The sequence below is a fragment of the Chryseobacterium sp. MMO-72 genome (genome assembly GCF_037146035.1).
GTDB classification, from domain to species: Bacteria; Bacteroidota; Bacteroidia; order Flavobacteriales; family Weeksellaceae; genus Chryseobacterium; species Chryseobacterium indicum.
Genome location: NZ_JBBCWG010000026.1, coordinates 1 through 13,937 on the forward strand (window position 1 = coordinate 1; position 13,937 = coordinate 13,937).

Sequence of the window (13,937 nt, forward strand, 5' to 3'; positions counted from 1 at the left end):
CTCCATTGTATGTTTGTCTGACTCACTCAAAGTTTTGACGCTTTAGTTTTTCCTTACTTGGTTGTTATATTGTATGTCAATGATCTTCATTTCTTCCGCTTCCTACAAAACTCAGTATCTGTCGTTTTCGTTTCGTATTTGCGAGTGCAAAAGTAATAACTTATTTTGATTTGACCAAATGTTTTTCAAGAAAATTTTAAAGTTTTTTCTGTAACCTTAACCCCTCTCTAAACTCTCAATCTATCATCTCCTGCGCTTCCCCGTTTAGGGACTGCAAAGATACAAATCTTTTTTATTCCCGCAAATCTTATTTTATATTTTTTTTAAAAAAAAGTTTAAAAACAAAACCCGCTTCAATCTGTAGCTTTAAAAAGACTTGTTACCGTCTTCTCTCAGGATTTATTAAGTAATATTGCTTAGCTAAAAGCTCTTCTGCGCTTACTGATCTTCTATCGTTTTTCAGTGGGGCAAAGATAGAGACTTTAACCCTCCGCTTCCAAATATATTTAACATAATATTTAAGCCATATACACGATTGTGGGTAACTTCATGCTCTAAAACACTGGTTTATTTATCTTTATAGGAATATCCATAGTTTTCCACATTAAACGATTTGATATTTTTGATTTTGAAAAACCGTTGAACGGGCAGTGAAATCATGGAAAAAAGACGGAAATATTGCGTTCTGCAGGAAAATTTTGTTGGATTGAATGGGAGAATGGATGGGTTTGAGGATTCAAATAAGGGAAAGGAGGAAGTCTATGGGTGAAAAAAGGAGTTAAAGAGGAAAGGTTTATTGAAAAAGTTAGGTATTGACTTTTGAGATCATCTCTTTTCTTTATTATATATGTATTTAAAATCCAGTATAAGTTCAGCATCTCTTGAGGAGGCACCTACAAATGAAAGGTCTGTCGGCATTTCAATAAGGTTTCCGAAATTTAGCCCCGATAGGAACGGCATCCTTTTGGGTTGCGGGCGGAGCGAAGCGGAGCCCGTAACCCAAAAGATAAAGTGGATAGCGGGAAATAGCTTCTTATAAAGAAAGAAGTTTTTGAAGGGGAGAAAGTTCTAAAACTAAGGTGATATTTTTTTAAGATCGATTTGTTACTTTAAACAACCTTTTTTTAGGGGCAATTAAAGAAATCGCTTAGCTAAAATTTTATAAAAATAGTATCCTATTAAGCAGCCCACCGTGTCGGCAACAATATCTAAAGTTTCCATTGATCTTCCCAATCCCATTTCTTCCTGAAGGATCTCGGTAAGAAATGCGTAAAGCAAAATGATCTGAATGAAGTAATAAAAACGGATTTTTGGAAAAGCAGCAATAAAAAGGAAACCTAATGCTGCAAAGATGCTTAGATGCAAAATCTTGTCTATACCGCTGAACATAAACCAATATTCGTGGTTTTCTTCACCGGGCTTGAGGAGCATATAAGTAAGAAATGCCCAATAAATGGGCAATATCTTACTGAATATTTTTGAAATCTTATCCAATGATTGACTGGTATTCTTCCGCAGAAAGTAATTCTGAATGATCTGCACCTTCAGCAACTTCTAATTTGATGATCCATCCGTTCCCATAAGGATCTGAATTTAATAATTCCGGCTGATCTTCCAATTCTGAGTTGAATTCTATCACTTTTCCTGAGATTGGCAAGAATAAATCTGAAACTGTTTTTACAGCTTCTACACTTCCGAAAACCGCACCTCCTTCAAGATCATCATCTACAGTGTCTACATCTACGTAAACGATATCTCCCAATTCTCCCTGTGCGAAGTCTGTAATACCGATTGTAGCAACGTTTCCTTCAATCTTGATCCATTCGTGATCTTTCGTGTACTTTAATTCTGATGGTGTGTTCATTTTTAATTTTTTATTTGTACAAATGTATTCAAAATTCCAGAAGGTTCAAATATCGGATATAAAAAATGTCCCTCAAAAACTGAGGGACATTTAAATTTATTTTCGTTCTAATTAGAAACCTCCTGAGTTTCCGAATGTAAACGTTGCAGAAATACCTGCTCTGATCGTTGACAACGGGAACGCGGTAGAGATTTTGTATTTAGAAGTCATCTGCTCATAGAATACTCTAAGGTTAAGGTTTTCAGAGACATTATAATCTGCTGATACTTTAATATTCATCAGTCTCTGTCCTCCGGTAATCTGAGAATCATCAAGCAGAATATTCGTAATACTGGTTTTACTGTCTCTCAGTGAAAAATCTCCTCTGATATTAAGGTCGCTTCCTTTCGCTTTTCCTCTTCCTCTCACGTTCGTCATTCCCAGTCTGAAGTTTCTGATGATATATCCTACTCTTACAACATATTCGCTGTTTGAATCTTCTGTTAAAGTATGGTTGACCAATCCCAGTAACAATGTTCTTAATCTGTTATACTGAATACCCAACTGGATATTGTTTCTCATCGTCATATCTACTCCAATCAGCGGCGAGAAGTTTTCTACGTAACCTACCTGAGCAAAAGTGAACGGATTGATATAATCATCATTAATATCTCTCTGCGTTGCATTATAAGAATTAAGACTGTTGAAGTAATCGATACTCGACTGAATTCCTGTTGCTGTATAAGTTGCCTGATAAGAATGCAAAAGATCAAACTTGGAGAACTGTCCGTTAATGATCGGAATGTTTCTCAATCCTGAGTAAGTGATCTTCCAGTTTGGAATCGGAAGCCCTGCTTTTTTAGGATTTTTCATTTCTTTTACCGTTTTACCTTCAACTGCAGCTCGGAACGCAGGAATTAAAATGTATGCATTTGAAATTCCGTATCCGTCTTTAAATCCGTTCGGTTCTAAAGCTCCCTGCATTTGCTGAGATAATGCCTGTGCATTCTGTCTGATTGCCTGATAAATTGCCGCTCCGTCTTTGAATGCCGTTTTCAGTAACACAACCGAATTGGAGTATGTTACCAAATCATTCGCAAATGTATAATTCGGATTGGCAACTCCTGTGTTCGGATCTCTGTAATTGAATCCTGTATGGGTAAAGTTGCGGTTGTAATTATGCAATGCGTTGATATCAATCCGAAGATCATTCATCGGTATTATCTGCAAATTGGCTCTTAATTCGCGCGTTGACATCCTCACATAAGGATCTGTCATAAATTGAGAATCACTTACCCATCCGTTTTCCATTACCGTTCTTCTGATATCTGCCTGAGAACCGAAAAGGAATCCGATGGTAGGACCTCCCAAAGTCTGTCCGTAACCATACCAGTTCGGAGCAGAAAGCAGCCCCGGAAGAACGGTTCCGTTATTTTCAGAGTAATTGATATCCAACTGCTTCATAGATGTTAATAAATAAGCCATGCTCTGAAGCGGCGTAAGTCTGGATTTAAACTTATATTTTTTATAAGCATATCTTTTCTTCTCCCACTGTTGGGTGTAGGCATTATTTAAAGAATCTATTTCCTGTTTACGCTTCTGAAGTTTCGCTGAAATATTTTTGAAATATTTAAACTGTCCGAAGAACTTCGTAAAATCTGCCGTTCCTGTTGCCTGAATAACATTGGTATTCTGCCCTACCGAACCTAAGCTTCCATCCGGACTCGACAGCAATACGGTAGATCTTGCATTCCAGTTGTAGGTAAATCCGTATCCTAATTCTGCATCGATGAAATCCAGATAAGGGAGATACTGGAATGGTAATTTATAATTCAGCTGAACTCTGTGATTGTACAGTACCGGTCTTCCTGCTCTGAAAACATTTCCAAAGATAGAACTGTTGTCCATTGAGTTTACATCTACATTATCATTCAATGTTCTGGTAGCCGAGTTGATTTCCAGTTTTAAAGATTTAGTAAAATTAAATCCTAAACCATACTGCCATCCGAAATAGAAGTTTCTGTTTTTAATAGCAGCAAAGTCATCACCATAATTCCCTGTAAGAATCGCATCGATATTTCTGAACTGCAATTCGTTGTAATTTCTGTCGATTTCAGTTCTGAAAGAGAATCTTGTAGGAATAGGATTAAAGTTAAATTCTTTTACCCACCTTAAATATTTCGTAGACTTCGCGGTATCGCTTATCATTTTATTAAACGGACGGATTACCCAAGGTTTGAATGTGTAGTTGTAATCCACATACCCTCTCAGATATTGTCTGTAATTTTTCTTGGTATAAATATCTCTATAATAATCGTCGTTGTAAACCGCCGTTACCGATACGTTTTCGATATCGTAGAACTTAGGTTTCCTGTTCGGATTCATTCTTTCTTTATGCATATTCACAACGCCTATGCTCCTTTGCTGCGTAAAGGTTCTTGCTACTTTTTTAAGCTGTTCCTTGTTTGCCGCTTTCTTAAACTCAACATCCGTATCCAGAGGATTGTACTTCGGATCTTCAATAGTCTGAGAGTAAGAATAATTTACAGGAATTTTAACTCCGCTTTTTTCCGGTAAAAACTTATCTACATTTACTGCTGTATTGATGCTGAATGCAGACTGAGTAGACTGATGTCTTTCTGCAGGTTTAGAATCGATGTTTCCAAATCCTACTGAAGTATAAGAAGCACTTGTATTCACGGTTGCAAAATCTCCAAGGTTGAAGTTTAAGCTGGCGTTTCCTGCATACCCTCCGTCGTTTTCTATTTCGGAAAGACGAATTTCGTTTACCCAAAGAATTCTGTCGATTGCGACAGCTGCGGAAGTTCCTCTTTCAAAACCATTTCTGACACCAATCATGATAGTTGTAATGTTTCCTAAACTTGGACGTCCCTTGATGTAAAGACTTTTAAAAGTATTCCCCGGATCAAAAACCTCATCTTTTAATCTCTGTACAATTTGCGTCGGGTGATTTTTATCTCTTCTTATTTTAGCATCCACAAAATCCTGAATATTTAAATCCACATCATTTTCCATCGGCCAGATTTCCATAGGTGTTGTAGCGGTAGATGGTGTAACGAAGAGTGAAGATTCATATTCATAATAGTTATCTGTGGCATCACTACCTAAACGGATGAAGAATTTGGTTTCTTTATTAAAACCGAATACTCTTTTACCAGGATCTTGAGCGTGTACAAAAAGTTTCAGCTTCTTGTATCTTCTCATATCCAGAGAAGTATTTTTAAATACCCCTCTCGCTTCAGACGGAGCAAGGGATGTCGCTTTTAAATATAAAGAAGCTTCATTCTGTCTCTGCGCACCTGCATTACCGCTTAAAATCTGTCTGTCGATTCCCGGAGGCAAAACGTAAGGCGGCTGATTCAGTGCATTTTCTTCAATATTTACACTTCCCACCTCAAAGTTATCGTTATTTGTAGTGAGTGTCCCTTCATCCGTAGCTCCTGAATTTCCCGTATTGGCAATATTTTTAGGATATTTTCTCCAGTCTGATCTCACCAGATCCATCGTTCCGAATCTTAACGTTGAAGTCTGATCGAAACCTGTTAATAATAATCTTGCAAATCTTACATTATTCAAAATAGAAGGGTCTGCATTACCGGCAGTTGTAACATATTTTGAAACCGGAATTCTGAATAAATACCATTTTACCTGCGAAGTCTGCCCGTTCTGGAATGATGCCTGAACTGTTTTAACATCTACGATATTATTCTGTCCTAAAGTTAAGCTTCCAGGAGTTAAGCTTACCTCATACTGGTTATAGCTTTCCGTCTGATCCAAGTTGTAATCTTTATTAATATCTTCCGCATCCGGAGTCTGTGAAGAAACTTCCAAAGAGTTGCTCTGAGAGTTTCCTTCCGGACCTCTGAAATATTTGTATCGCTGAACCAGAGATGACGCCTGAGTTCCTGTGAACTTGTCTGACATATAAAATACAAAATCATCTACTGCAGGGTCGGAAACATTGGTAACCGGATTGATAAATGTATTTCCAAACAATGCTGCTTCCTGATCCGAACTTAAACCGTCATATCCCAAATCCTGAGCCTTTCTGTCTGCTCCTTCACTTGAGAAAGCGTAAAGAATCGGTGGCTGCTTCGGTTGGGTTCCCCAGTTTGATGCCGTAGTTGTAGACGGAGCCGAAGGAGTTGGCAATCCGTTTTCGTACTGCATCTGTCCGTCTTTAAGGATATCTTCAGAAACATTTCCTAAATGCAGTAAAAGTTTTGGATTGGTACCCAAAGTATTTCCGTCTGCATAAGGATCCATCATCCAGAATTCAACATATTCGATGTTTGAATTTACGAAATTGGAAACACTGATCGGTCTCATGATTCCCGCCCATCTCTGTGCTGTTGTTTCCGTATTAGGGTTCGAGTTGTAAGGTCCTTTTTCTGCAGGATAATACGAAATATCAAAAGTATTGGTATACGTCTGTTCTCCTGCTACAAAATCTCTGTTGTTGAAAATTTCCGAGAACTGTACCCTTCTTGAAGCATGATTGGAAACCGACTGCGGAGTGATTCCTGCGGGAGCTTTTCCTCCTACTCCATAAAATCTAGGATCAATGTTATACCATGATAACAAACCTCTACCGTAACCTTCTGTTCTGTCATTATTTTTTCCGGCTCCTGTAAATAACGGATCAGACTGGTTCTTTTCCGGCTTTGAAGCTAAACTCCATGCTGTAGGTTCTTTTAATGTAATTTTCGAAGTGGTCTGTTCAAAATCATCAATATAAGACTGGTCGTTAATTCCTTTATTTAAACCGGGAAGTAAATAGGCTGCCTCCATTTTGAAATTCAAATTGGATGGGGCTTCAGTGTTTACAAGAGGAATCTTATCTGTTAGTCTCGTAAGGAACGGAAGTTTATTGTTGTACATCAAGTTGATTCCTGCCATAGTATTGTTCACGGCTTCCTGACCATAATTTACCTTTTGGGTAAGTGGCGATTCGGAGTAATTTACAACGGTTCCTCCCAAGATAAAGTTTTCATTAAATCTTCTTTCCAGATTCAATCCCATAAATCTCTTTCTCTGGGTATTGAATGTTAACTGGTTCTCCAGTGAAATATTAATTGCCTGTCCGGATTGTTTTACCTGCTCATTGATGATGGTAACTGTTCCCAACATATAATCTACGGTGTAGTCTATCCCTTCGGTAAGCTGAACTCCGTTTGCCGAAACTTTTACCGAACCTTGAGGAACATTAACTGCTCCCAAAGAAATTCCCTGTCCCTGAACACCTTTGTAACGACCTTCAATGGTGTAACGCTGCGCCAGATTGCTTGATGTAGCCACTTGCTTTTGCTGGCTGTAAAGATCCGAGAACACATACTGAGGATCGTTAGTTCCTATTACATTCTGAATATAACTACCAAAAGGCTGAACTTTGGTGAAGATTACTCTTCCGGTTTCCGGTCTTATGGTAATTCCGTTAACAAAGTCAAAAACACCGTCTCCTGTTGAACTTCCGTTGTTCTGTAAATCTCCGTTAGCGTTTAGTCTGTCCCAGTTTAATAATTTGATTAAAGGAACACTGCTCACCTGCGGATTATTGGCAACCGGAAGATAATTAACCTTACCTCCGGATTGTGGATCTCTGTATAAAACGTTCAGGATAAATCCATCCTTATTCACCTGTCCCGCATCTAAAGAATAGATGTTCTTCATCATCAGATTCCACATCGGAGAAGTGGTTTTTACTGTTGTATTCGGCTTCAGAAGTTTTGCCATTAAAACCGTACTTTCTTCAGAGAATTCCCCGACTTTATATACCTGATTGCTTCCATTCACCGTATAGGAGAAGGAAACTGCCAAAAGCTGATTATCATTAAGTTTCTGATTTAATGAAATGTATCCTAACTGTGGCTGTAAGGTATATTCATTGGTATTTAATCTTCTTGCTTTTTTATTAAAGATAAAGTGTTCGCCATCCTGATAAACTTCTGTTGTTCCTGTCGCAACTGGAAGATTCTGTCCATTGATTGCATTATATGTTGTACTTGCATCTCTTAAACCCGGTAGTCCGTTGATTGTGGAATACAGGTTGAAACCCGGCTGGTTATTATCCGGAAGAATTCCCGGAGCATCCCCTAAATCTCTGATTCCGACAATACTTTTCTGGTACTGTAAATTGCTGTTTCCCTGATCCAAAACCCACACTTCCAGTCTTGTAATGCTGATCTTTGAATTGATCTGAGGATAGTTTAATAAAGCTCCGTCATATTTATCCAGGAAATAATGTCCCAAGAAGTAGTGCTGGTTGTCTTCATAATCAATTGCATTTAATTTAAATGTATTCATTACACCACCGCCTTGTACCGTAATATTTCTGGCTTCACCCTGCTGTTGGGAAAGCACCACTGTCCCAAAGGTTTTACCCAGCTGAAACTCTGTTTTAACCCCGAATAAAGATTGAGAACCACGGATCAGGCTGGTTGAAAGCGGCATATTAACGTTACCGAATTCTACTCTTTTAATAATTTTATCTTCTCCCCCTGCACTTGGTTTATCTACATCCTGCAGACCTTTCTGCTGAAGATCTTTCCAGCTTCCTTTAGCCTGCCAGACAAGATTCATTCTGTTTTCAAAAGCAAAACCACTCTGGGTATCGTAATTGGCTTTTAGCTGAAGGTTCTCTCCGACTTTCCCCAATAATCCGAGCTGAATTCTCTGGTCGATATCAAATGTAAAACTCTTTCTGTTCTGTGGTAAGATTAATGGATTATCAATCTTCTGATAGAGTCCGGCAAAATCGAAAGAAGCATATCCGGTAGGAATGATTTCAATTTTATTACTTCCGAAAATGGTTTCGAAAAGCCTGTTATTAATTTGCAATGAAGGAATTAAACCTTTTCTCGCTGCATCACTTTTATCTTTCCGGAACATCAGACTATAGCGGTCTGACTTCTCTTTATAGTAAGCTTTCGTCTGAGCCTCCATCATAAACTCCTTGTAATCTTCAGGAGACATTGCAGTCGGCTGTCCGGTTATTGTATTTCCCACCTTTGGATATACGAAATACATTCCTGTTTTTATATCATAGTAGGCTTCATACTGTGTAGGATCTGCCAACTGATAATCCTTTTTGATAATTGCAGTATCGCTTACTTTTGCTGTAGCCCGCCTCTGTGCAAACGTAAATGTTGACACAAGTAAAAACGACAGGAACAGAATTATATTGAAATATTTATTATTCGCCACCAAATGTTAAATGTTTTTTAAAATTTGTTTTACCAACTCTTCTACTGAAATATCAGAATCCTGCTTCATGATTTTATCTGCAAGCTTCTCACTCATTCGCTTCGGAATGCCCAAAACTTCTAATGCAGATAACGATTCTTCCTTGATTTTATTATTTGCAAATGTGGAAATATTTTCTTCCGGATTGCTGTATTTCTGCACTTTATCCTTAAGATCTACAATAATTCTTTCAGCTGTTTTTGCACCGATTCCTTTCGCTTTCTGAATGAGTGCGCTGTTTTTTGATAATATTGCCGAAGCAATCTCATCAAGACTTAAAGTGGATAGTAAAATAAGTGCAGAAACCGCTCCTACTCCATTAACGCTTATTAACAGATTGAACATTTCTTTTTCTGAACGAGTGTTAAATCCAAATAATAAATGGGCGTCTTCCCGAATAATCTGCTGAATAAAAAGAAAGGTTTCTTTATTGGTTGTGAGGGTCTGTGAAGTCATTAAACTTATACCTACATAGTAACCAACTCCTTGTACGTTGATTACTGCGTAGGTAGGCGTAAGTTCCTGAACAATGCCTTGAAGTGAAAATATCATTATTAATTTTTATAACTCCCAAATATAGTAATTTAAACTAAGTTATGTTTTCATTTCACGCGCGAATGATTTTTAACTTAATTTTTAACTATAATTTTAACAATCGCTTCCAAAAACAAAAGACTCCGAAATCCGGAGTCTTTTAATTGTTTCAAATATTGTTAACCTTCTGTTTACTTTTTATCTTTTTTCTCTCTTCTCTGGGCATCCAGAACCGCAATGGTGGCAAGGTTTACAATCTCATCTACACTGGAACGCATCTGCAGAACGTGAACCGGCTGTTTCAGCCCCATCAGAATTGGTCCGATTACCTGTGCCACTTTCATTCCTCTGATGATCTTGTAGGATAAGTTGGCACTTTCAAGATTCGGGAAAATGAATGTATTGGCAGGCGTTGTTCCTAATTTTGAGAACGGATAATCACTTAAATGATCAGAATTCATCGCAAAATCCGGCTGAATTTCTCCGTCCACGACCATTTTCGGATATTTTTCGTGAAGGATGCTTACTGCTTTTGCTACTTTCTTTGAAGTTTCGGAGATGGCCGCGAAATTTTCAAAACCTAGCATGGCAATTCTCGGTTCGATGGCAAAAGATTTTACGGTGAATTCTGCCATTTTAGCAATATTTACCAGATCTTCTGCTGTAGGATTCTGATTGATGGAAGTGTCTGCGAAGAAAATGGGTTTCTTTTCAGACAGGATCATCATCATTGCTGCTACTTTATCAACCCCTTTATCTTTTTCAATTACTTCTAAAACAGGTCTTAAAACAGAAGTATAGTTTTTAGAGAAACCGACAATTAATCCGTCCGTATCGCCATGTTTCAGCATCAAAGGACCGAAATAATCTCTCTGGCGAACGAATCTTTTTGCTTTGTATTCGTTCATTCCTTTTCTCTGGCGAAGTTTCCAAAGTGTTTCTCTGTATTTTTTTCTGTTCTCTTTCTGATCGTCGTCGCTCGGATCAATAATCGGAATATCAAGATTGATCCCGAAATGTTCCATCTGCTCTTTGATGTATTTTTTATTTCCTAACAGACTCGGATACGCAATTCCTTCTTCATATAAGATCTGTGCTGCTTTCAGAACATTGTATTCTTCTGCGTTTCCTAAAGTAATTCTCTTCGGATTGGCTTTTGCACGGTTCTGCATCATTCTTACCAGCTTCTCGTCTCTTCCCATTCTGTCGAGAAGGCTGTTTTCGTATTCTTCGAAGTTTGTAATTGTTTTTCTGGCAATACCGCTTTCTACGGCAGCTTTCGCTACAGCACTGGATACTTTCGTAATTAAACGGTTATCAAACGGTTTCGGAATAAAATATTCTCTTCCGAACTGCAGATTCTGAATATTATACGCTAAAATTACTGCTTCCGGAACAGGTTCTTTCGCTAAATCTGCAATGGCATGAACAGCCGCCAGTTTCATTGCTTCATTAATTCCTTTTGCCTGAACATCCAATGCTCCACGGAAAATGTAAGGGAAACCGAGAACGTTATTAACCTGATTAGGATAATCGCTTCTTCCTGTAGCCATAATGACATCTTTACGGGTTTCAATTGCTACATTATAAGCAATTTCCGGATCCGGATTTGCCAATGCGAAAACGATAGGGTTTTCGTTCATGCTCAGCAGCATTTCCGGCGTCATTACATTTCCTTTTGATAATCCCACGAAAACGTCTGAACCTTTTACGGCATCTTCCAATGTTTCGATGTCTGTATGAGCAACAAAATCGATTTTTTCCGGAGTAAGGTTTTCTCTTTTGTGGTTGATTACTCCTTTGCTGTCGCACATTAAGACATTTTCTCTTTTCAAACCAAGAGAAATATAAAGGTTGGTACATGCAATGGCTGCTGCTCCTGCTCCGTTCACCACCATTTTCACTTCTTCGATCTTTTTATTGGCAATCTGAAGTGAGTTAATTAATGCTGCTGCAGAAATAATTGCCGTTCCGTGCTGATCGTCGTGCATCAAAGGAATATCCAGTTCTTCTTTCAGCCTCTGTTCTATATAAAACGCTTCCGGAGCTTTAATATCTTCAAGGTTGATTCCTCCAAATGTAGGAGCAATGCCTTTTACAATTTCTATGAATTTATCAGGATCTTTTTCGTTGATTTCAATATCGAAAACGTTAATGTCCGCAAAAATTTTGAACAAAAGACCTTTCCCTTCCATTACCGGCTTCGAAGCTTCTGCACCGATATCTCCCAAACCAAGAACTGCGGTACCGTTTGAAATAACAGCGACCAGATTTCCTTTTCCGGTGTAGTCGTACACCGTTTCCGGCTTATCGTGGATTTCCATACAAGGAACTGCAACCCCCGGAGAATACGCCAATGACAAATCTCTCTGAGATGAGTGTGGTTTTGAAGGGATCACTTCGATCTTACCTTTAGGTTCGGCTTTATGATAATCTAAAGCCGCCTGATTAAAGTTCTTTTCGTCGCGGTGGGTTTTACTTGACATATAATGAATTTTGTTATTTTTAATTATAATATATATTGTATGTGGTAGCCTACCAGACTTTCGATAGGTTTCTGAACAATCTGTCCCACAGTAAGATTAAGCTCTGCCGCTGCAGAACATAAAATATCTTCATAATAATAGGCTATTGACCCGATGAAATTGATCTCAACATCTCTGGATTCCATATAAGGCAGAACCTGATAATCAAAAAAGCTAAGCATTTCATCATGAACCATTTTCTGTAAATACGGATGATCTTTTCTTTCAACCACAAATTTGTTGAAATCTGCCAAATATGCATTCGGTCTTGAAGTGTGATACATATTTTTCAGGGCTTCTTCTACGGTAAGCTTATACGTTTCTTCAAACTCCGATGAGAGATCTGCAGGAAGTTTCTGCATAAAGAATCTTCTTACCAGTTGTTTTCCGATTGCGCTTCCGCTCCCTTCGTCTCCTACAAGAAATCCGAGAGAAGGCAACTGAATCTTAATGGTTTCTCCGTTAAAATAGCAAGAATTGGAACCCGTTCCCAAAATGCAGACAATTGCGGGCTTTCCTCTGTAAGCGGCGTAAGCTGCTGCTGTGAGATCTTCCTTAACAATAATTTCTGCACCGATAAATACTTTACCCAGTTCTTCTATAATGATATCACAATTCTGCTGAACACCACATCCGGAACCATAAAAATAAATTTTCGTGACTGAATTTTTAACGGTGCTAAGACTTGTATTTTTTTCAATTTCAGGAACAATAAGTTCTTTGTTGATGAAGTTTGGGTTGAAGCCAATGGTTTCTGTTTTCAGAAAGACCTTTTTAAAATCGTCCAAAATTACCCAGTCGGATTTTGTAGAACCACTATCAACAATAGCAACCATATTTTACATTTTAGTTTAAGGATGCTAAATTATGAATTTATCTTGTAAGATGACGGATTCTGAACATGACATATGTGTTATTTGCTTTCAGCAATTATTTTAAAAACTTATATTCCATTATGATTTTACATAGAAAAACCGCAGGAAGTTTTCTGCGGTTTTATTTTTATGGATTTAATCGTCTATAAAATTCATTGATTATCTCCTCTTTTTCTTTAGCTTTTTTATTAGAGTTGATAATATTCATTGAAAAACTTGCACCGATTGGACTATATCCAAGATTTAAACACGCTGTATTAATTAAATTCGCCGTTAAAATAGAAGCATACGGATCAAACAATTTAATTTCTTTTTTGTAGTTTTCTACAAAAGTTAGATACTTAGGATCATTAAGTTCCTCGTTGATTTTATCAACATCTTTTTTAGTGACAACTTTTTTCAGTGTTAACAATTCTTTCATATAAGTTAAGCTATATAGCTTCATTCCTATACTGGTTTTTGATTGAATTGTATCTGTGTTGTAATTTGTCATTTTTTGCTTCGTTAAATGACTGATGCTATTAATAATAGTAAGCTCTTTCTTACCATTCTTTTTATAAACAAATATTCTAAATCTGTCATCAGGATATGGCTCTGTTGTTAATGGAATACTATCAAGGCTTTCCACCTTCATAATTACCATATCGGATGTGTTTTCCTTTACATCTCAAATTTTATAATGATTTCTATATTTCTTGGTTGTAAGTTGCTGCAAAGAAAATGTGGTTGATGTATATAATGTATCATTAGAACTTTTATATACATGCATTTCATCTGGACCAATAAAGTAATAAGGCTCTTTGAAGATTTGTGCATTGATAGTACTCAAAAATACAAATGATGTGATAAATAAAATTTTTCCTTTCATATTTATTTGTAAAAATTTATGTTTCACTT

The 13,937-nt window shown here is 37.4% G+C and carries 7 protein-coding genes; all 7 read right to left on the reverse strand.

The window, feature by feature from the left end; translation table 11 throughout:
• Positions 1-1,134 precede the first annotated feature (1,134 nt).
• Positions 1,135-1,494 (reverse strand): VanZ family protein, encoded by a 360-nt coding sequence (locus WFH39_RS20880; RefSeq protein ID WP_235132886.1) that lies wholly within the window; start codon positions 1,492-1,494, stop codon positions 1,135-1,137.
• Positions 1,487-1,864 (reverse strand): glycine cleavage system protein GcvH, encoded by a 378-nt coding sequence (gene gcvH, locus WFH39_RS20885; RefSeq protein WP_214588502.1) that lies wholly within the window; start codon positions 1,862-1,864, stop codon positions 1,487-1,489. Before gcvH ends, WFH39_RS20880 begins: the two co-directional genes overlap by 8 nt.
• 111 nt (positions 1,865-1,975) lie before the next feature.
• Positions 1,976-9,067 (reverse strand): T9SS outer membrane translocon Sov/SprA, encoded by a 7,092-nt coding sequence (gene sov / locus WFH39_RS20890; RefSeq protein WP_442891792.1) that lies wholly within the window; start codon positions 9,065-9,067, stop codon positions 1,976-1,978.
• Positions 9,068-9,073: 6 nt separating this feature from the next.
• Positions 9,074-9,658, reverse strand: coding sequence for a Holliday junction branch migration protein RuvA (gene ruvA / locus WFH39_RS20895; RefSeq protein ID WP_214588500.1), 585 nt, complete (start codon positions 9,656-9,658; stop codon positions 9,074-9,076).
• A gap of 173 nt (positions 9,659-9,831) precedes the next feature.
• A complete protein-coding gene (locus WFH39_RS20900; protein ID WP_235132889.1) occupies positions 9,832-12,126 on the reverse strand; it encodes an NADP-dependent malic enzyme in 2,295 nt (764 codons plus the stop codon).
• 23 nt (positions 12,127-12,149) lie between these two features.
• The gene (locus WFH39_RS20905; protein WP_336691330.1) at positions 12,150-13,001 is read right to left on the reverse strand and encodes an ATPase; all 852 of its coding nucleotides are present in this window, start codon (positions 12,999-13,001) and stop codon (positions 12,150-12,152) included.
• A gap of 166 nt (positions 13,002-13,167) precedes the next feature.
• Entirely contained in the window at positions 13,168-13,683 is a 516-nt protein-coding gene (locus WFH39_RS20910) for a hypothetical protein (RefSeq protein ID WP_336691331.1), read from the reverse strand.
• Positions 13,684-13,937 lie beyond the last annotated feature (254 nt).

Coding starts and splice junctions, on each gene's coding strand:
- gcvH (WP_214588502.1), bottom strand. CDS start 1,864: ATGAACACACCATCAGAATTAAAGTACACGAAAGATCACGAATGGATC.
- ruvA (WP_214588500.1), bottom strand. CDS start 9,658: ATGATATTTTCACTTCAAGGCATTGTTCAGGAACTTACGCCTACCTAC.
- WFH39_RS20900 (WP_235132889.1), bottom strand. CDS start 12,126: ATGTCAAGTAAAACCCACCGCGACGAAAAGAACTTTAATCAGGCGGCT.
- WFH39_RS20905 (WP_336691330.1), bottom strand. CDS start 13,001: ATGGTTGCTATTGTTGATAGTGGTTCTACAAAATCCGACTGGGTAATT.
- WFH39_RS20910 (WP_336691331.1), bottom strand. CDS start 13,683: ATGGTAATTATGAAGGTGGAAAGCCTTGATAGTATTCCATTAACAACA.